General features: G+C 61.0%; 18 protein-coding genes. 9 read left to right on the forward strand and 9 right to left on the reverse strand.

Going from position 1 to position 19176, the window contains the following annotated elements; translation table 11 throughout:
- Nucleotides 1-3: 3 nt before the first annotated feature.
- Nucleotides 4-291 carry a DUF1330 domain-containing protein gene (locus tag B9A11_RS13080; protein ID WP_058248479.1) on the forward strand — a complete coding sequence of 96 codons (288 nt, stop codon included), beginning with the start codon at nucleotides 4-6 and terminating at the stop codon, nucleotides 289-291.
- Between the two features lie 637 nt (nucleotides 292-928).
- Nucleotides 929-1198: a hypothetical protein gene (locus B9A11_RS13085; protein ID WP_058248480.1), complete on the forward strand. Its 270-nt coding sequence runs from the start codon at nucleotides 929-931 to the stop codon at nucleotides 1196-1198.
- A gap of 169 nt (nucleotides 1199-1367) precedes the next feature.
- On the opposite strand, the gene typA is transcribed toward B9A11_RS13085, so the two are convergent.
- The gene (gene typA / locus B9A11_RS13090; RefSeq protein WP_058248481.1) at nucleotides 1368-3182 is read right to left on the reverse strand and encodes a translational GTPase TypA; all 1815 of its coding nucleotides are present in this window, start codon (nucleotides 3180-3182) and stop codon (nucleotides 1368-1370) included.
- A 328-nt stretch (nucleotides 3183-3510) separates the two neighbouring features.
- On the opposite strand from typA, the gene B9A11_RS13095 reads away from it, so the two are divergent.
- Nucleotides 3511-4080, forward strand: coding sequence for an outer membrane protein (locus B9A11_RS13095; RefSeq protein WP_058248482.1), 570 nt, complete (start codon nucleotides 3511-3513; stop codon nucleotides 4078-4080).
- Between the two features lie 57 nt (nucleotides 4081-4137).
- Here B9A11_RS13095 and B9A11_RS13100 read toward each other — a convergent pair whose 3' ends face one another.
- Nucleotides 4138-4467: an SMR family transporter gene (locus B9A11_RS13100; RefSeq protein WP_058248483.1), complete on the reverse strand. Its 330-nt coding sequence runs from the start codon at nucleotides 4465-4467 to the stop codon at nucleotides 4138-4140.
- 149 nt (nucleotides 4468-4616) lie between these two features.
- On the opposite strand from B9A11_RS13100, the gene B9A11_RS13105 reads away from it, so the two are divergent.
- Complete coding sequence (locus tag B9A11_RS13105; RefSeq protein WP_058248484.1) at nucleotides 4617-5189, forward strand: hypothetical protein; 573 nt, start codon at nucleotides 4617-4619, stop codon at nucleotides 5187-5189.
- A gap of 114 nt (nucleotides 5190-5303) precedes the next feature.
- On the forward strand, nucleotides 5304-6998 hold the full coding sequence (locus B9A11_RS22160) for a methyl-accepting chemotaxis protein (RefSeq protein WP_234988832.1): 1695 nt from the start codon (nucleotides 5304-5306) through the stop codon (nucleotides 6996-6998).
- A 6-nt stretch (nucleotides 6999-7004) separates the two neighbouring features.
- On the opposite strand, the gene B9A11_RS13115 is transcribed toward B9A11_RS22160, so the two are convergent.
- Entirely contained in the window at nucleotides 7005-7913 is a 909-nt protein-coding gene (locus tag B9A11_RS13115) for a LysR family transcriptional regulator (protein ID WP_058248486.1), read from the reverse strand.
- A gap of 104 nt (nucleotides 7914-8017) precedes the next feature.
- On the opposite strand from B9A11_RS13115, the gene B9A11_RS13120 reads away from it, so the two are divergent.
- Nucleotides 8018-9193, forward strand: coding sequence for a cytochrome P450 (locus tag B9A11_RS13120; RefSeq protein WP_058248487.1), 1176 nt, complete (start codon nucleotides 8018-8020; stop codon nucleotides 9191-9193).
- A gap of 45 nt (nucleotides 9194-9238) precedes the next feature.
- Here the strand turns inward: B9A11_RS13120 and katG are convergent, their stop codons facing one another.
- The 6 genes from katG to B9A11_RS13150 all read right to left on the reverse strand — a co-directional run bounded on the left by katG (nucleotide 9239) and on the right by B9A11_RS13150 (nucleotide 16252).
- A complete protein-coding gene (gene katG / locus B9A11_RS13125; protein WP_058248517.1) occupies nucleotides 9239-11428 on the reverse strand; it encodes a catalase/peroxidase HPI in 2190 nt (729 codons plus the stop codon).
- 147 nt (nucleotides 11429-11575) lie between these two features.
- The gene (locus B9A11_RS13130; protein ID WP_058248488.1) at nucleotides 11576-12220 is read right to left on the reverse strand and encodes an aspartate/glutamate racemase family protein; all 645 of its coding nucleotides are present in this window, start codon (nucleotides 12218-12220) and stop codon (nucleotides 11576-11578) included.
- Entirely contained in the window at nucleotides 12217-13056 is an 840-nt protein-coding gene (locus tag B9A11_RS13135) for an ABC transporter permease (RefSeq protein WP_058248489.1), read from the reverse strand. Before B9A11_RS13135 ends, B9A11_RS13130 begins: the two co-directional genes overlap by 4 nt.
- A gap of 2 nt (nucleotides 13057-13058) precedes the next feature.
- Entirely contained in the window at nucleotides 13059-13922 is an 864-nt protein-coding gene (locus tag B9A11_RS13140; RefSeq protein WP_058248490.1) for an ABC transporter permease, read from the reverse strand.
- Nucleotides 13923-13978: 56 nt separating this feature from the next.
- Entirely contained in the window at nucleotides 13979-15238 is a 1260-nt protein-coding gene (locus B9A11_RS13145) for an ABC transporter substrate-binding protein (RefSeq protein WP_058248491.1), read from the reverse strand.
- A gap of 33 nt (nucleotides 15239-15271) precedes the next feature.
- Nucleotides 15272-16252 (reverse strand): ABC transporter ATP-binding protein, encoded by a 981-nt coding sequence (locus B9A11_RS13150; protein WP_058248492.1) that lies wholly within the window; start codon nucleotides 16250-16252, stop codon nucleotides 15272-15274.
- Between the two features lie 233 nt (nucleotides 16253-16485).
- On the opposite strand from B9A11_RS13150, the gene B9A11_RS13155 reads away from it, so the two are divergent.
- The 3 genes from B9A11_RS13155 (at nucleotide 16486) to B9A11_RS13165 (ending at nucleotide 19097) form a co-directional block, all read left to right on the forward strand.
- On the forward strand, nucleotides 16486-17178 hold the full coding sequence (locus B9A11_RS13155; protein WP_058248493.1) for a GntR family transcriptional regulator: 693 nt from the start codon (nucleotides 16486-16488) through the stop codon (nucleotides 17176-17178).
- A 119-nt stretch (nucleotides 17179-17297) separates the two neighbouring features.
- Nucleotides 17298-18128: a 4,5-DOPA-extradiol-dioxygenase gene (gene ygiD / locus B9A11_RS13160; protein ID WP_058248494.1), complete on the forward strand. Its 831-nt coding sequence runs from the start codon at nucleotides 17298-17300 to the stop codon at nucleotides 18126-18128.
- Between the two features lie 12 nt (nucleotides 18129-18140).
- Nucleotides 18141-19097 (forward strand): glutathione S-transferase family protein, encoded by a 957-nt coding sequence (locus tag B9A11_RS13165; RefSeq protein ID WP_058248495.1) that lies wholly within the window; start codon nucleotides 18141-18143, stop codon nucleotides 19095-19097.
- Nucleotides 19098-19176: the final 79 nt, after the last annotated feature.

Here is a 19176-nt window from a genome sequence, read left to right on the forward strand (position 1 = left end):
CCAATGGCTGCGCTCTGGATTGCCCATGTGACCGTCACCGACGAAGAAGCTTATGGCAAGTACGCGGCGCTCGCGGGGCCGGCGATTGCAGCACACGGCGGGCATTTTATCGCGCGCGCCGCGCGATACGTGCAACTGGAGGGAAAAGAGCGCCCGCGCAACGTGGTGGCGCGCTTTCCTTCCGTCGAGGCGGCGGTTGAGTGCTATCACTCGGATGCCTACCAAGAGGCGCTGAGCCATGCGCGAGGTGCTTCGGAGCGTGAGCTGATGGTGGTTGAAATCACTGAATAAACCAATGGGGCAGGGGGCGGTCGCCTTTTGCCCCATTCCGCCAGGTTCGCGGCGGGTTTGGGCAACTGGCTCTGGCCAAGCCGGGGCGGAGTTGCTAGAGGTTAACGAAGGCAGCGTCTGTTAACCCGTTGCTCGGATATTTGCCGTGTTTGAGGTGGGTATCTGGTCCTCAGTTTCGATAGGTGGGCGAGATTACGGCCCGTTAACCTATCCTGTGGTAAGTTTACTTAATTTTCGGTGCGGTTTTTGGCCGATGTTCGGTCAGACATAGAATGCGCGCTTGGCTTGATCGGCATGTTTTCGCCCGGTCATCGGTGCCGTTCGGCGTCGCTGTGCTTGCCCGGTGAAAACCGTTTCGAGCTGTGACTGATTCGTGGCAATTTCGCCCGATCTGTTTCCAAAGTGGTGTATAATTTTCGATACCAAGAATTGTTTCCGCATAGGAAATATCCACAACCCCTAGTTTGGGGCCAAAGGCATTGAAAACTATGGCAGGACAGGCACAGATTCCCGGTTTTCGGACCTAAATCGGGGTCAAAGGATGCTTTTGCCTATCAAAGTCAGGAATTCCTGTCGCGCGCTCCCGAAAATCTTGGCTAAGGTTAGGTACCTTCAATTTTTTCTTGGGAGAAAGATCATGAAAAAAGTTCTTGCTGGCGCAATTCTTGCTGCAACGACCCTGGCCGCCCCCGCCTTTGCGTGGGAAGGCAAAGTCGTCGCGTGCTATGACAAAGTGTGGGTGCCTGCCAAATACGCCTACACCAAAGAGTTGATCATGGCGTCCCACACCGAGTGGGAGTGGCAGGACGGCCAGATGGTTAAGGTCTGGTACCCCGCCGTTTACAAAGAGAACAAAAAGATGAAGTCGCCGGGCCATTACATCGCCCGTCCGGCCGCCTGCAAATAAGCCGCGGCTCCGCTGACACGACAGCGGGCTTTCATTGACGAAAGGCGCGAGGACTGCCACCTCGCGCCTTTTTGGTATCCGGCGCATTGGCCCCACTTGAGGAAACAAAGCCAAACGCAAAACGCCCCGGCGGTTCGGGCCGGGGCGTTCAATCTTATTAAAAAGTGGTTTAGGCGCGAGAGGCGCGCTTACGCTCGTGCGGGTCCAGGTGGCGCTTGCGCAGACGGATCGCGTTCGGCGTCACTTCGACCAGCTCGTCGTCGTTGATGTAGGCGATGGCCTCTTCCAGCGACAGGGTGATCGGCGTGGTCAGGCGGACCGCTTCGTCCGAGCCAGAGGCGCGCACGTTGGTCAGTTTCTTACCCTTCAGCGGGTTCACCTCGAGATCGTTGTCGCGCGAATGCTCGCCGATGATCATGCCTTGGTAGACAGGCGCCTGCGCGCCGATCATCATCTTGCCGCGCTCTTCGAGGTTCCACAGCGCATAGGCCACGGCCTCGCCGTTTTCCATCGAGATCAGAACACCTTGGCGGCGACCGGGGATGTCGCCCTTGTGCGGGGTCCAGCCGTGGAACACGCGGTTCAGCACGCCGGTGCCGCGCGTGTCGGTGAGGAATTCACCGTGGTAGCCGATCAGGCCACGCGACGGCACATGCGCGATGATGCGGGTCTTGCCGGCGCCAGCGGGGCGCATTTCCACCAGCTCACCCTTGCGCGGGCCGGTCAGCTTTTCGATCACCGCGCCGGTGTATTCGTCATCCACGTCGATGGTGGCCTCTTCGACCGGCTCCATCTTGACGCCGTCCTCGTCGCGCATGATCACCTGCGGGCGCGAGATCGACAGCTCAAAGCCCTCGCGGCGCATGTTTTCGATCAGAACGCCCATCTGGAGTTCGCCGCGGCCCGACACCTCAAAGGCTTCGCCGCCGGGGGTGTCCGCGATGCGGATCGCCACGTTGGTTTCGGCCTCTTTGTACAGGCGCTCGCGGATGACGCGCGACTGTACTTTCTTGCCGTCACGGCCGGCCAGCGGCGAGTCGTTGATGCCAAAGGTCACGGTGATGGTGGGCGGGTCGATGGGCTGCGCTTCGAGCGGTTCTTCGACGGCCAGCGCGCACAGCGTATCGGCCACGGTGGTCTTGGTCATGCCCGCGATGGACACAATGTCCCCGGCAAACGCCTCGTCGATGTCCTGCATTTGCAGACCGCGGAAGGCCTGGATCTTGGTCACGCGGAACTGTTCGATCTTTTGACCGATGCGCGAAATCGACTGGATCGTCTGGCCAACCTTGACGTGGCCGGATTCGACACGGCCGGTCAGCAGGCGGCCCACAAACGGGTCGGCGCCCAGGGTCACGGCCAGCATACGGAAGTCATCCTCGACCTTCTTGACCTGCTTGGGCGCGGGCACGTGGTTCACGATCAGGTTGAACAGCGCATCAAGGTTCTTGCGGTCGCCATCCAGCTCGGCGTCACACCAGCCAGAGCGGCCAGAGGCGTAGAGATGTGGGAAGTCCAGCTGGTCTTCATCGGCGTCCAGCGCCGAGAACAGGTCAAACACTTCGTCCAGCGCGCGATCGGGTTCGGCGTCGGGCTTGTCGACCTTGTTGAGCACCACGATGGGGCGCAGACCCAAGGCCAGCGCCTTGGAGGTCACGAACTTGGTCTGGGGCATCGGGCCTTCGGCGGCGTCCACCAGCAGCACAACACCGTCCACCATGGACAGGATGCGTTCCACCTCGGCGCCGAAATCGGCGTGGCCGGGGGTGTCAACGATGTTGATCCGCGTGCCTTTCCACTCGACCGAGGTCGCCTTGGCGAGAATGGTGATCCCACGCTCGCGTTCCAGATCGTTGCTATCCATGGCGCGTTCGGCCACGGCTTGGTTGGCGCGGAAGGCACCGGATTGTTTCAGCAGCTCATCGACCAGCGTGGTTTTGCCGTGGTCAACGTGGGCGATGATCGCGACGTTGCGCAATTCCATGAGAAAAGACCCTTTGATTTCGGAGTTGCCACGGCCCCTAGCCGGGTCTGAGTGAAAAGGCCAGTGCAAAAGGGACGCAGTGGGGCGTTGCATGGCGGGAACAGTGGGGGAATTTCGCCGCGCGCCCCGGAACCGGCGGCATTCAGCGCAGCGGGCAGGGGCGTGTCGGCGGGCTTTGGCTGGCAACTCACGAAGTCGAGAAACCCACGTGAAAACAAGCGTTTGTGATGTGGAACTTTGGGCCTTAGCGCTTAGTTAACCGAGTGTCACAAGGGCGGCCAGACAGGGCGTCCTTTCGAGAAATTCGGATAGAAAAAGGATATCTGACATGAAACGTTTTGTTCTTGCCGCTGCCGCCGCTTTGACCGCCACGGGCGCTTATGCGGGCGATCTGTCGCCGGCCCAGCCCGAAGCACCGGTGGTCGTCGCAACCCCGGCGCCGGTCAGCTTTGGCGGCGATTGGACGGGCGCCTACGGCGGTCTGAGCTACGGCAACCTGTCCGCGCAAAGCGCCGGTGCGTCGGACAATGACTACGCCTTTGGCGGCCACGTCGGTTACGACTATGACTTTGGCGATTGGGTCGTGGGCGGTGAATACGAATACCAGGATGGCGGCGATGTGAACATTGCGGGTGTCGATGTGGACAACGTCCAGCGTCTGAAGCTGCGCGGCGGCTATGACCTTGGTCAGGCGCTGATCTACGGCACCGTGGGTGCGGCGCGCATCGACACCAGCATTGGCGATGATACCGGCGCGGTCGGCGGCGTGGGTCTGGAGTACAAGGTGACCGACAACTTCACCATCGGCGGCGAAGTGCTGGCCCATGACTTCAACGATCTAGGCGGCGCGGATGCCGAGGCGCAGACCTTTAACATGCGCGCGTCTTTCCGCTTCTAAGGTCTTGTAATTATTGTGAAGGCGCGTCCCGTTTGGGGCGCGCTTTTGCGTTTGCCGTTAGTGCGGCGTGCTGTTGGAAAACAGGTGGATCACCAAGATCCCCGCTAGGATCAGGCCGATCCCGATGACCGCCGGCAGGTCCAGCTTTTGCCCAAAGACCACCAGCCCGATCAGCGCGATCAAGACGATGCCCGCGCCGGACCACAGCGCATAGGCCAGCCCCACGGGAAAGACCTTGAGCGCGTGCCCCAGCAGGTAGAACGCCAGCCCGTAGGCGATGACCACGATCAGCGACGGCAGCGGCCGGGTAAAGGCAGCGCTGGCCTGAAGCGCGGTTGTCCCGATGGTCTCGGCCAGGACGGCCAGCGCGAGGGTGAGATAGGGCATCGTGTCCTCAAGGTTCTGAAAGCGCGGGGTAAATCGCGGCTTGGCGCGGGGCTTGCGGATTTAAGTATGCGCAATTTTATGGGTACTTAACAGTCTAGTAGGGGCTCAGGCCCTAAGAATCCGGGGATTTTATTCCTTGGAGGATTCTCATGAAACGCGCACTCGTGCTGTCGACCTTTCTTTCCACCCTGGCCGGCATTGCCCAGGCGGCGGAACCCGCTGAGGCGATGCAACAATTCCTGATCGATCATGTGGCAGGCTGGGCGCATGCACCGGTGGTTGTCGCCGCCGTACAGGCCCGCAACGCAGAGACCCAAGGGTATGACGCGGCGCGCATTGATGAACTGGACCAGATGTGGCGCGCCGAAGTCGGCAGTGCAAATGCCCCGACCATCGACCCTGTGCTGTTCAGCGAAGCCTCTGATTTCCTGCGCGCGCAGGTGAATGACATGGGCGGCGCGGTGACCGAGATTTTTGTCATGGATGCCGTGGGCCTGAACGTGGCGTCTTCGGACACCACGTCGGATTACTGGCAAGGCGATGAGGCCAAGTGGCAGCAAACCTATTCGGTTGGCGCCGGGGCGCATCACTTCTCCGAGATCGAATTCGATGAATCGAGCCAAACGTATCAGGCACAGATTTCCTACACGATCACCGATCCCGCCACGGGCGCGCCGATCGGCGCGATCACGGTTGGGGTGAACGCTGAATCCCTGATGTAAATCGGGGAACAGACGTAAAGAGTCGCAAGAATAGGGGCATTGATGAAACCTTCGAGCAAGAAAACGGGCCTGAGGCAGGCCTTGAATTCCGTGTTCCTACGCTGTGCGGCCATCATGGCTGTCACGACAATTGTCGTGGCAGGCGTGCTGTCGGTGCAGTCCGGGCGTCTGGCCAACCAACTGGCGGTCAAAGCGGTCGGGGATCAGGCCGAAAAATCCGTCGATGCCCTCGCGGTCGAACTGGTGAAGCCGATCCGTTTTAAGGCCAGCGACAAGATCACCGAGGTCGGCCAAAACACCCTCGACATCGCGGGCGAGTCTGGTCAGGCGTTGCTGGTGATCGACGCCAGCGGTGCGGTTTTGTCCTCCTTTGGCGCGGTTGACGCGCTGGGGGGCGATTTTGCTGACATGGCGGCGCAAGCGCTGGCCGAAGGTCACCATGTCGCGGCGGAGAACGGCCTTTGGCAAGCGACGCCCGTCATGCTGTCCGCGGATGAGCCTCCAATCGGTGCCGCCGTGATCGCCTATAGCGCCGATGTGGCGCTTGCCAGTGTACGCGAGCAGAACCAAATGATCCTTATGACGGCGGTCACGGTCTTTGTGGTGATGATGGCGATTACGGTGCTCGTGCTCAAACGTGTTCTGGGGCGTCCCTTGGCGACCATGTCCGGCGCGCTGCAAACCGTGACGGATGGCGACTATGACAGCAAAGTGCCCATGGTCGAGCGCGCCGATGAATTTGGTGCCATTGCCCGAAATCTCGACCAGCTCGTGACCAAGCTGCATGATGGGCGCGTGGCCGAAGAGCAGCGGGTCATCCAGATGCAACTGCAATCGCGCGTCGTGGACCATCTGGGCCAAAGCCTTGATGTATTGGCCGAAGGGGTCCTTAACCGCGACATCCACGAGGAATTCCCGGAAAACTACGAACAACTGCGTCACAACTACAATCGCGCGGTCCAGAGCCTGCGGGTCGTGATTGGCGAGGTGCGCGATGCCTCCTCGGACATTCTCGGCAACGCCGATTCCATTGCGCGCGCGTCGGATGACCTGTCGCGGCGCACGGAAACGCAGGCGGCCACCCTCGAAGAGTCCGCCGCTGCGCTCGAAGAGCTGCTCAACAGCGTGAACACCGCGGCCCAGAACGCGTCGAACGCCGATGCCGCGGCCCGAAATGCGCGCGATATTGCCCGTCAGAACGGCGAGGTCATGCACTCTGCGATCAGCGCGATGGCAGAGATTGAGAAAAGCTCGGAGCAGATCAGCGAGATCATCACCGTCATTGACGACATCGCCTTTCAGACCAATCTCCTGGCGCTCAACGCCGGGGTCGAGGCCGCACGGGCGGGCGAATCCGGCAAAGGGTTTGCGGTGGTCGCCTCCGAAGTGCGCGGGCTTGCACAGCGCAGTGCCGAAGCGGCCCAGCAGATCAAGGATTTGATCATCGGATCCGCGGACCAGGTGCAGAACGGCGTGCAATTGGTTGAAAAGGCAGGGAAAGCCCTAGAAGAGGTGGTGGGCAAGGTTGCTGAAATCTCGGATATGGTTAGCGAAATTGCTCGCGGTGCCGGAGAGCAAGCCCAAGGTCTTGAAGAGATCAATGTCGGCATCGCCAACCTGGACCGTGTCACGCAGCAAAACGCGGCCATGGTTGAAGAGGCGACCGCCGCGGCGCATACATTGCGCGCCGACTCTGGTGGGCTTCGGGACAAGGTTGCTCTGTTTCAGACGGACTCATCAGAGCCTGCAAGCATGGCGGCGGCCGCGCCTTCGCGCCCTGCCACTGCGGGCAAAGCAGCCGCGAGCTAATGCCGGCTATCGCAGAAATGGATCACTGCGGACTAACTTGAATATCTTTTGGCGGATCCATGCGTGCATTGGCGAATGATGAAGCCGGGTTGTCCAGACCAGCGAAATATCAAACGGCGCTGGGACCGGACAGGGCAACCGCTTCAGCCGGCCCTCCAAGCCAACTGCCAAACGGGTGGGGACCGTGGCAACCAGATCGGTCTCCTCAATCACCAGCCCCAAACCGGCGGGGCTGGGCACCTCGACAACGGTGTTGAGTGTATGCCCGGCGTCGCTCAACTCTCGCAAATAGCGCGAGCGCCATTCATAACCGTAGGTCACGGTCACGTGGGTGCACGCCAAATAGGCCGCAAGATCAAAGGAGTCTGCGCAATATCTGGCATCGGGGGCCACAACGCAGCTGTATTCGTCGCTCAAGAGCGTCTGACAAAAGAACTCCCCCTCTGTTGGTGTAATGGGGCCCATCAGCAAATCTGCTTTGCCGGTCTTTAACAGATTGGGTCCTTTGTTGGTCGCCGTTACAAGATGCAGCCGCAGTCCGGGCGCTTCGGCGCGCAAAGCGCGAATTACGGACGGCAAGATGATTTGCCGTTCATAATAATTGCTCGCGATGGTCACCGTCGCCTCGGCGGTGGCTGGATCAAAAGCATCCGGCATGGCCATCTGCACAAACGCATCCAGCATCTCTGTCGCTTGGGCCGCAAGCTGATCGCAACGCTGGGTCGGCATAACGCGCCCGCTTTGGCGGTAAAACAACGGATCATCAAAGGCTTTGCGGAGCTTGTCGATGGTATAGCTGACCGCTGACTGGTTCACCTCCAACTGCGCCGCCGCGGCCGTGAAAGATCGCAAATCGTAGACCAATTTCAGCGTCCGTAGGGCTGCAAAATCAAGGTTCAGGGGCAGGGGGGGCATTGGCGCTCCATACGGGAAATTGATAACTTCGATCAGCTACATCGAATTGTTGCATGGTTGCTAATCCAGTATCAACAGGCCAGCACAAAGGGGAGGAGAGCACCATGCCGCTAGCGCCAGTGAACGAGGACGTGACCGTCCATCAATTGATCGACACACCGTACACATTTTACAAACAGGCGCGGGCGAACACACCGGTGGTGACGCTGCCGTCGGTCAAACGGACCCTGCTGACCAAGGCGGTCGATTGCCGCTACGTCAAAGATAACCCACAGCTTTTCAGCTCCAACGATCCCTCGACCCCGATGGAAAAGGCGTTTGAAGCGCATACCTTGATGCGCAAGGATGGCGCAGAGCATATGGCCGAGCGCAACGCGATGATGCCGACCTTTGCGCCCAAAAACCTCAAGGGGATCTGGGGGCCGATGTATGAAAAATACGCCGAGGAGTATCTGGATCGGCTACCCAAGGACGAAGTGATTGACCTGTTTCCGCTGCTCGCCGGGCCTTTGGCGGCGCGGATCTTGGCGGAAACCATGGGGATGCCCGACGCCAGTGACGAGGACATGCAGCACTGGTCGCAGGCTCTGATCGACGGGGCGGGCAACTTTGGCTGGTTCGATGAGCCGTTTGTGCGTGTCGCCAAAGCCAACGTCGCAATGAACGCCAACATTGAGGCCAACGCAGACCGTCTGCGCGCCGAGCCGGATCAATCGGCCCTGTCGGTGATGATCCACGCGGAAAACCCCATCCCGTGGAGCCAGATTGTCGCGAATATCAAGATCGCCATCGGCGGCGGGATTAACGAACCGCGCGATGCGGCGTTAACGATCCTTTACGGGCTGTTGACCAACCCCGACCAACTTGAGGAAATCAAGGCCTCGGGCAACTGGTCCGCCGCGTTCGAAGAGGGGGTGCGCTGGGTTGCGCCGATCCAGGTGTCCAGCCGTCTTGTGCTCGAAGACACGCAGATCCGCGATTATGACATCCCCAAGGGTACGGTTGTGATGACCTGTCAGGCCAGCGCCAACCACGATGAGGACGTTTTCGAAGACGGCCATCTTTACAATGCGCTGCGAAAATCCGCGCCGCATCAAAGCTTTGGCTCGGGGCCGCATCACTGCATGGGCACCCATATGGCGCGGATGATGGTGGGGCGGATGCTGCTGCCGATGATCTTTGACAAGTTCCCGAACATGCGGCTGGTCGACCCGGAGACCGTGGTGTGGAAGGGCTTTGGCTTTCGCGGACCGCTGAACCTGCCTGTCAGGCTGACATAAGAAAAGGGGCCGCATAAACAGCGGCCCCTTCATTTTTGTTAAGGATCACTTTACGTCAAAGCGATCCGCATCCATGATCTGCGCCCAAGCGGCGACGAAATCGTTAACGAACTTTTCGCCATTGTCGGACTGCGCGTAGGTCTCGGCAATGGCGCGCAGCTGCGAGTTTGCGCCAAAGACCAAGTCAACACGCGTGCCGGTCCAGCGCAGATCGCCGGTCTTGCGGTCGCGCCCTTCAAAGACCTGCTCATCCTCGTCGACCGCTTCCCACTTGGTGCCCATGTCGAGCAGGTTCACGAAGAAGTCGTTGGTCAGCTGGCCCGGACGGTCGGTCATCACGCCATGTTGCGCGCCGCCGACGTTGGCGTCCATGGCGCGCATCCCGGCCACCAGCACCGACATTTGCGGCGCGGACAGGCCCATGAGTTGCGCCTTGTCGATCAACAGCTCTTCGGCGGAGGCGGTGTAGTTGGTCTTGAGGTAGTTGCGGAAGCCATCGGCGACCGGCTCCAACACGTCAAAGCTCTCGGCGTCGGTCTGCTCGGCGCTCGCGTCGCCGCGGCCCGGCGTGAACGGCACCGTCACGTCGTAACCCGCTGCTTTTGCAGCCATTTCCACGCCGACATTGCCGCCCAGCACGATCAGATCGGCAAGGGACACCGCGCCGAAATCGGCCTGAATGCCCTCGTAGACCTTGAGCACCTTGGCGAGCTGCTCGGGTTGGTTCACCTCCCACGCGTTCTGCGGCGCAAGACGGATGCGCGCACCATTGGCCCCGCCGCGCTTGTCCGAGCCGCGATAGGTCGCAGCAGACGACCAAGCGGTGTAGACCAGCTCTTGCAGCGACAGCCCGGAGGCGGCGATTTTCTCTTTCAAAGCAGAGACATCCGCATCGGACAGGGACGGGCCAGCGGGGATCGGGTCTTGCCAGATCAGATCCTCGGCGGGGACATCCGGGCCAAGATACAGCGCCTTGGGCCCCATATCGCGGTGGGTCAGCTTGAACCATGCGCGGGCAAAAGCGTCGGCGAACTGGTCCGGGTTCTGGTGGAACCGGCGCGAGATTTTCTCATACTCGGGGTCCATGCGCATCGCCATATCGGCGGTGGTCATCATGGTTTTTACCTTTTTCGACGGGTCATGCGCGTCGGGGGCCATGTGCGCCTCGTCCACGTCCTTGGGTGCCCACTGCCACGCGCCTGCGGGGGATTTCACAAGCTCCCACTCGTAGCCGAACAGCATGTCGAAATAGCCCATGTCCCACTGGGTCGGGTTCGGGGTCCACGCGCCTTCGATGCCAGAGCCGATGACGTCCGCGCCGATGCCGGTGCCGTGGGTCGACGCCCAGCCAAGCCCCTGCGCCGCCATGGGAGAGGCTTCGGGATCGGGGCCGACCAGCGCCGCGTCGCCGGCGCCGTGGGACTTGCCAAAGGTGTGGCCGCCCGCGGTCAGCGCCACGGTTTCCTCGTCATTCATCGCCATGCGGGCAAAGGTCGTGCGGATGTCGCGCGCCGATTTGAGCGGATCAGGCTCGCCGTCCGGGCCTTCGGGGTTGACGTAGATCAGACCCATCTGCACGGCGGCCAGCGGGTTTTCCAGCTCGCGGTCGCCGGAATAGCGGCTACCTTCGGCTTTGGAATCCGCCAGCCATTCCTTCTCCGCGCCCCAGTAGATGTCTTGCTCGGGCTCGTAGACGTCTTCGCGGCCCCCGGCAAAACCGAATGGTTTCAGGCCCATATCCTCAATCGCGCAGTTTCCTGCGAGGATCATCAGGTCAGCCCAGCTCAGCGCGTTGCCGTATTTCTGCTTGATCGGCCACAGAAGGCGGCGCGCCTTGTCGAGGTTGACGTTATCGGGCCAGGAGTTCAGCGGCGCAAAGCGCTGGGTGCCAGAGGTTGCGCCACCCCGGCCATCGGCGGTGCGGTAGGTGCCCGCGCTGTGCCACGCCATGCGAATAAAGAATCCGCCGTAGTGACCGTAGTCGGCGGGCCACCAATCCTGGCTGTCTTTCATCAGCGCAAAGAGATCCTTCTTGACCGCCTCCAGATCGAGCTTTTGGAACGCCTCGGCATAGCTGAAGTCCGCGCCCATGGGGTTCCCCTTGGCCGGGTTCTGGTGCAGCACGCCGATGTTCAGCTGGTTCGGCCACCAGTCACGGTTCGAGCGCGCGTTAAAGGTCACCGCGCCGTGCATCACCGGGCAGCCGCCCGCCTTGCCGATATCATTGCCGTCCATGTTGTCTCTCCCATTTGCGGCCCGGTCGTTGCGGGCCTTGTGAAACCAAAAGGCGGCGCGGGTGCCGCCCTTGAGGATCAAGCTAGTGCGGAAGAGTGATTTAGAAAAATTCTATTTTCAGATTGCAATGATAGGTTGGGGTTATCGCTAATGGCCAGTGAGATAGGCGCAGACAACCGCCGCAGCGCGTACCCCGTCGATCAGGCGCACCTGCGTGACGCCTTTGGCGCGGGCGCTGATCTCTGTCATGCCGCCACAGCCAAGGGCGACGGTTTGCACCTGATCCTCGGTTTCGGCGGCGACGACTTCGTCCAGCACGCGGGATGTGGCGGCGTCGGGGTCTTGTTCCAAAGCCAAAACAGGCACTTCGGAGGCGCGGACCTTGGCCAGTTGCCCGCCAAGGCCGTAGGCCTGCACGTTGGATTGCAGGATCGGCACCGCGACGCCCATGGTCGTCACCACGGAAAAGTGGTCAGAGGCCAGCGCCGCCATGTGGTAGGCCGCCTGGCCGATGCCGATCACGGGGCAGGCGGCCAGCGCGCGGGCCTGCGGCAGGGCGGTGTCGTCGAAACAGGCGATGATGATCGCCTCGGCCCCTTGATCGCTGGCCTTTTGCACCAGTTTGAGCAGGGGGCCGGTGGCGGCCTCGCCATCCTCGGCCCCTTGGATCGAGGGCGGACCGTCGTGGGAGGTCCAGCCTTCGAACGTGGCCCCCGGCGCTGCTTGGCGCGCGCTGCGCAGCATGGCTTCGGTCATGGACACCGTGCTGTTGGGGTTAATCAGAACGATCATACCAAACCGCTTCCCGCGTCAGAGCCCACCTTGGCCTTGCGCCGCGCGCCCCACAGGGCGATGCACAGGAACACGCCGATGATGACCAACGAAAAGGCCGTGGTCAGCGTGCCCAAGGCGTACAGCACCGGGGTCGTGACGTTGGTCGTCATGCCGAAAATCTCCAGCGGCAGGGTGTTGTAGCTGCCCGAGGTCAGCAGGGTGCGGGCGAACTCGTCATAGGACAGCGTGAACCCGAACAGCGCGACGCCAATCAGCGAGGGTGCAATGATCGGCAGGACCACGTGGCGCAGCGTCTGCCACGGGGTTGCGCCCAGATCGCGCGCCGCTTCCTCGTAGCTTTTGTCGAACCGGTTGAAGACGGCGAACATGATCAGCAGGCCAAAGGGCAGGGTCCAGGTCAGCTGCGCGCCATAGCCCGAGGTCGCCCAATGCACGTCAAGACCGCCTTGGGAAAACATCAGACCCACGCCGAGCGAGATCAGGATCGAGGGGATCACCAGCGAGGTAATGATGAGGTAAAACAACACGCTAGAGCCGGGAAAACGCTTGCGGAACGCCAGCCCCCCCATGACCGACACGACCACGGTGGTGACCATGACCATCAGCCCCAGCATAAAGCTGCGCCGGAAGCTGCCCCAGATGTCGCCCACCGCTTGCTTTTCGAACAGATCGCGGAACCAGTGCAGGGAGGTGCCTTGCATGGGGAAGGTCAGACCGCCGCCCGGCCCTTGGAAGGACAGGATGCCGATGGTGATGGTGGGGCCGTAAAGGAACAGCATGAACAGGGTGAAAAACCCGGCAAGCACGTAGAATGAACGCGGACGCGGTTCCATGATTACAGTTCCTTTCGGATGTCGACAAAGCGCAGCAGGATGCCGATGGTCAGCAAGACGGTCAGCAGCAGCACAACGGCGGTCGCGGCGGCAGAGGGGTAGTTGAGCAGCGCAATATCGTTGGAAATCAAGCGCCCGACGTTGGCGGACTGGCTGCCGGACATAAAGCGCACGGTGATGAAATCGCCCATGACCAGCGCCACGACAAAGATCGTGCCGATCATCATCCCCGGCTTGGTCAGCGGGATGATCACGTTCCACAGGATCTGCGCGCCGTTTGCGCCCGCGTCCCGCGCCGCCTCGATCAAGGACCGGTCAATGCGCATCATGGTGTTGAAGATCGGCACAACCATGAACAGCGTGTAAAGATGGACAAAGGCCAGCACTACGGCGAAATCACTGAACAGCAGCCATTCCAGCGGCTCGTCAATGACGCCCCAGCTCAGCAGCGCCGAGTTCGCGATGCCGTTGCGACCCAGAAAGGGAATCCAAGAGATCATCCGAATGATGTTCGAGGTCCAAAACGGGATCGTACACAGCAGGAACAGCGCAATCTGCCAGGTCTGCGTGCGCACGTGGAACGCCAGGAAATACGCCACCGTAAAGCCGATCAGCAGGGTCATCGCCCAGGTGATCGCGGCGTATTTAAAGGTGTTGAGAAAGACTTTGTAGGTGACGGGCGAGCCAAAGAGGAACTCGTAGTTCTCCCACGTGAACGCCGGAATGATCGAGAATTCGGTGGCCTGCCAAAAGCTGACCACGACGATCAGGATAATCGGCAACACCAGAAAGAACGCCAGCACCAGCGTCAGCGGGGTCGCCAACAGCCAGCCGCTTAGGGCTTTGTTGCGCAATAGGTTTTCCATGGGGCTCGCTTGTCTTTTAGGGGGTGGGGGCGCGATGAACGCACCCCCGTTTGGCATCAGGACGCGATGAACTCGTTCCACTTGCGGTTCATGTACATGTTCTCGTCCATGACCGAGTTCCAGCAGGCCACAGAGCCCATGCGGTCGTAGAACGAGCCGCCATCGCGCACGTCGCCCGCTTGCGCCAGCGGATCGCCGAAGGGCGAGGTGATGACGTCGGTGGCCGGCTTGCCTTCGAACCAGTAGCCCCATTCGTTTTCGGACATGTAGGTCTTGGAGGTTTCCGGAACCGCCGAGTAGTAGCCCTGACGCATCAGGAAGCCGCCGACCCAGCCGTCGAGGTACCAGTTGATGTACTCATAGGCCGCGTCACGCTCGAGCCCGGTCAGGGCTGCGGACAGGCCGATGCCGCCACCCCAGCTGCGGTAGCCTTCTTCCAGCGGCTGGTAGACGCATTCGATGCCCTTGGATTTGACGGCGGTGATCGCGGGCGACCACATGGACTGGATCACCACTTCGCCCGACGCCATCAGGTTGACGCTTTCGTCGAAGGACTTCCAGAAGGCGCGGAACTGGCCGTTCTTCTTGGCTTCGGTGAAGATGCCGATGGTCATATCGATCTCTTCGCGGGTCATGTTGCCCTTGTCGGGGTAGGTGTACTCGCCCATGGATTCCACGACCATCGCCATGTCCATGATACCGATCGAGGAAATGTCGAGGATAGAGGCTTTGCCCTTGAATTCGGGGTTCAGCAGCTCGGACCAGTTCTTGATCGGGCGGCCAATCAGGTCGGGGCGGATGCCCAGCGTGTCGGCGTTGTAGATCGTCGGGATCAGGGTCATCCAGCCGGATTCTTCCTGAACAAAGTCCTTACCGTCCGGACCAGAGGTAAAGCCAACGGTGTGCGGCGCGGTGCCCTGTGCGATCTCGCTGTCGGGGGTCAGTTTACCATTGCGGAAGATGCCCACGATCTTGTCGTAGTTCTTGATCTTCGAGGTGTCCATCGCCTGCAAGTTGCCGGTCGGCCAGACTTTTTTACAGATCCAGTACTCGATGTCGGCAATGTCAAAGCTGTTGGGCTGGGTCGCCGCGCGCTGGGTGACGCTGTCGGAATCCAGCGCGGTCATCTCAAGGTTAAAGCCAAGGTCTTCCTTAACCTTTTGCGCGACCTCGTTGAGGTTGGACACGCCGGTGCCGAACTGGCGCAGAGTGACGTCCTTGATGTTCTGCGCCCAGATCATCGGTGCGCCAAGGGTGCTGCCCGCGGCGAAAGCGGCGCCGCCTTTGAGCAGGTTACGGCGGTTGATTTTGGTCATGTCTTCTCTCCGTGTTGGTATTGCTTTTAGGTTTTAGTTGATCAGCCGGTGCAGGCTGTCTTGCGCCCAGGTCAGTCCGACGGTGTCGCCGGGTGCCTTGGGATTCTCGAAAAACTCGGCGTCCTTGATGACGGCGGTGATCTCTTGGTCGCCAATCGCGCGGGTGGTGACGCTGACGTGGGTGCCTTGGTATTCGACGGCCGTCACGGCGGCCTCGAGTTGACCCTGATCGGCCAGACCGACGGCATCGGTGCGAATGGCGAAATGGCCTTCGGGCAGGGCGATGACGTTGTGCCCGCCCATGAAACGCGCCACGAATTCGGTTTTCGGCGCGTTGAACACGTCGCGCGCCGGGCCAGCCTGTTCGATCACCGCGTTGTTCATGACGACGATCTCATCGGCCAGCGCGAGCGCTTCGTCCTGACCGTGGGTCACGTGCAAAAAGCTGATCCCGAGTTCCTGTTGCAGCTTGCGCAGCTCGGTGCGCATCCGAATGCGCAGAAAGGGGTCGAGCGCCGACAGGGGCTCATCTAACAGCAGAACCTGCGGGCGGGTGATCAGCGCACGGGCGAGCGCAACACGCTGCTGTTGACCGCCCGAAAGCTGGTCGGGCAGGCGGTCGGCCAGCTTGGACAGGTCCACCAGTTCAAGCATCTCGGCAGCGGCCTTGCGGCGGGTCGCGGCGTCCACGCCCTTCATCTTTTGCGAAAAGGCGACGTTGTCCAGAACCGTCAGGTGCGGGAACAGCGCATAGCTCTGGAACATCATCGCGGTGCCGCGCTTGGCCGGAGGAAGGTGGGAAATATCTCTCCCTCCCAATAGGATAGATCCGTCAGACACGCTTTCGTGCCCGGCGATCATCCGCAGCGTCGACGACTTGCCGCAGCCCGACGGGCCCAGCAGGCAGGTGTAGCTGGCGGGGCGGAAATGGTGGTTGATGGCGTCCACCGCGACGGTCTTTCCGTAGCGCTTGGTCACGCCCACCAACTCGAGATCTTTGGAAATGTCGGTCATGGTGTCCCTTTCGTTAACCTGACCGGACCCCACGTCGGGGGCCTCGCGCAATGATGGACTGAACGACAAGGGGGGGGGATTTTTTCGTTGCTCAATCTTTGGGCGAAAAAAATTCAAAATGCCCGATAATTGCACGCATCATTGTATACAATCATGTCGGCAATCGACTCGCTCTTGAGTCGCGCGGGCTTTGGTGTTCCGTTGAAGACAGAAGGCAGACGGGTAGGTGGAGTATGAATACGGTTGAGAAAACGACCTCCAAAGGGGCAGCGGACACGGTGGCGGACTCGTTGTCGGTGGCGATTCACGAACATCGTCTCGCGCCGGGGACCAAGCTGGGCGAGGACGAGATCGGCGAGATCTTTAGCGTCTCGCGCACCATTGTTCGTTCCGCGTTGCAGTCACTGGCGCATCAGCAACTGGTGGACATCCAGCGCAACAAGGGCGCGTTTGTGGCCCGCCCGTCCCTGCGCGAGGCGCGCGAAGTCTTTGAGGCGCGCGAGCTGCTAGAGCCGCGCACCGCCCGCAGCGCCGCCATGCACGCGACCCCCGAAGACGTGGATTTGCTCAACCTTCATATAAGAGAAGAGCATGACGCGCTTGCCGCCGCCGACCGGGGCAAGGCTTTGCGCCTGTCCGGGCAGTTCCACATCGACATCGCGCGCATTGCCGATCAGACGACCATCGCGGCCTTTATCGAGGCGCTGATCGCGCGCTCTTCGTTGATCATCGCGCTCTATTGGCGTCGGCAGGCAGCGCTGTGCGAAAGCGTGGCGCACCACGATCTGGTGTCCGCGATCGCCACGGGCGACGGGGATCGCGCCGAAGAGTTGATGCGCAGCCACCTTGTCGACTTGCACAGCGCGCTGGATTTGCGCGACGCGCCCGAGACGGCGGGTTCGCTGAGGGACGTGCTTCAATTGTAAGATTGCGAACGAAATGTGGATAGTTATTCCGATTATGCGCCATTTCGTTGTCGAACGCCTTGCCCCATATTGCCTCTCAAGACGCGGCACTGCTTGCCGCACGCAAAGGAGGCTCTCTCATGAACACCGTGACCACTCTCGACGCTCTGCGCGACCGGCTGTCTCCGTCTGACCGGATGCCCTTGGTTTTCCTTGGGCACGGCAGCCCGATGAACGCCATCGAAGACAACGCCTATAGCCAGGCCTGGACCGAGCTGGGCCAGACCCTGCCGCGCCCCAAGGCGATCCTCGTGGTGTCGGCGCATTGGATGACGCGCGGCACGACGCTGGTGGATGTGTCGGCTATGCCCAAGACAATCCACGACTTTTACGGATTTCCCGAGGCGCTGTTCGCGCAGCAATACCCCGCGCCCGGCAACCCCGAGCTGGCCCGCGACGTGGTCAGCCTGCTGGCCAGTCATCACGCCGAAGGCGACGATACCTGGGGGCTGGATCACGGTGCCTGGACGGTGCTGAAATACCTGTATCCCGGCGCGGATGTGCCCGTTTTCCAGGTCTCGATCGACATGGGGCAGGGGCTGGATTACCAGCTGGCCATTGGCAAAACCCTGTCCGAACTGCGCGATCGAGGGGTCTTGATCCTTGGGTCCGGCAACGTGGTGCACAACCTTGGGGCGGTGCAATGGGGCGCGAAAGCGCGTCCGCATGACTTTGCCGTCGAGTTTGACCAGCTCTTTGCCGACCGTCTGACTGACCGCGATTTCGGCGCGCTGGCCGACCGTCAAGGGCTTGGCCCGCTGCTGCGCATGGCGCATCCGTCGGTGGACCACTACCTGCCCGCTCTGACCATCGCTGGCGCCTCTGACGCCGGGGATGACCTGACTTTCATGACGAACACCATTGATCTGGCGTCGATTTCGATGCGGTCTTTCGTGTTCCACGCCCGCTAAGGAGGGACCGATATGCTTGTAGACGGAAAATGGGCCAGCGACTGGCAACCCGTTCAAAAGGCTGACGAAAAGGGCCGTTTCGTGCGGCAGGTGTCGAGCTTTCGCAACTGGATCACTCCCGATGGCAGCGCCGGTCCCACCGGCGAGGGGGGATTCAAGGCCGAGGCGGGGCGCTATCGTCTGTACGTGGCGCTGATCTGCCCGTGGGCGTCGCGCACGCTGATCGCCCGCGCGCTCAAAGGTCTGACGGATGTGATCGAGGTGGTCGTCGTAAACCCCGTGATGTCCGACCAGGGCTGGCAGTTCGGCGGCTATGACGGTGCGCATGACGATCCGTTAATGGGCGCGACCTACATTCACGAAATCTACACCAAGGCTGACCCAGAGTTTACGGGTCGCGCCACGGTTCCGGTGCTGTGGGACAAACAGCGCGACGTCATGGTGAACAATGAAAGCGCCGACATCCTGCGGATGCTGGACACCGCGTTCGAAGGCATCGTGCCCTCTGATGTGCGCCTCTACCCCGAGGACTTGGCCGAAGAGATCGAGGCGCTCAACCCGGTGATCTACGACCGTCTGAACAACGGCGTCTACAAGGCGGGCTTTGCCAGCAGCCAAGAGGCTTATGACGAGGCGGTCGTGGGCGTTTTCGACACGCTCGACATGCTCGAAGAGCGGCTGACCGGCGACTACCTCTTTGGTAACCAATTGACCGAGACGGATATTCGACTGTTCGTGACCTTGATCCGTTTTGACGCCGCTTATCATGGGCTGTTCAAGACGAACCGCCGCCAGATCGCCGATTACCCGCGGTTGTCGGCGCATATGGCCCGCGTTTTGCGGCTTCCCGGCGTGCGCGAGACGGTGAATATGGATCACATCACGCGCGGCTATTACGCGATCAAGGCGCTGAACCCTAAGCGCATCCGCCCCACGGGCCCTGCGCATATCGAGGCGCTGCTGGCCTAACTCAAAGGCAAGCGAATTGGGCGAAAACCGCCCAAAGCTTGCCTTATACGGGCCATCTTTAACCTGTCTTAACGGTTCC

It is taken from the genome of Tropicibacter naphthalenivorans, from assembly GCF_900176475.1.
GTDB lineage: Bacteria > Pseudomonadota > Alphaproteobacteria > Rhodobacterales > Rhodobacteraceae > Tropicibacter > Tropicibacter naphthalenivorans.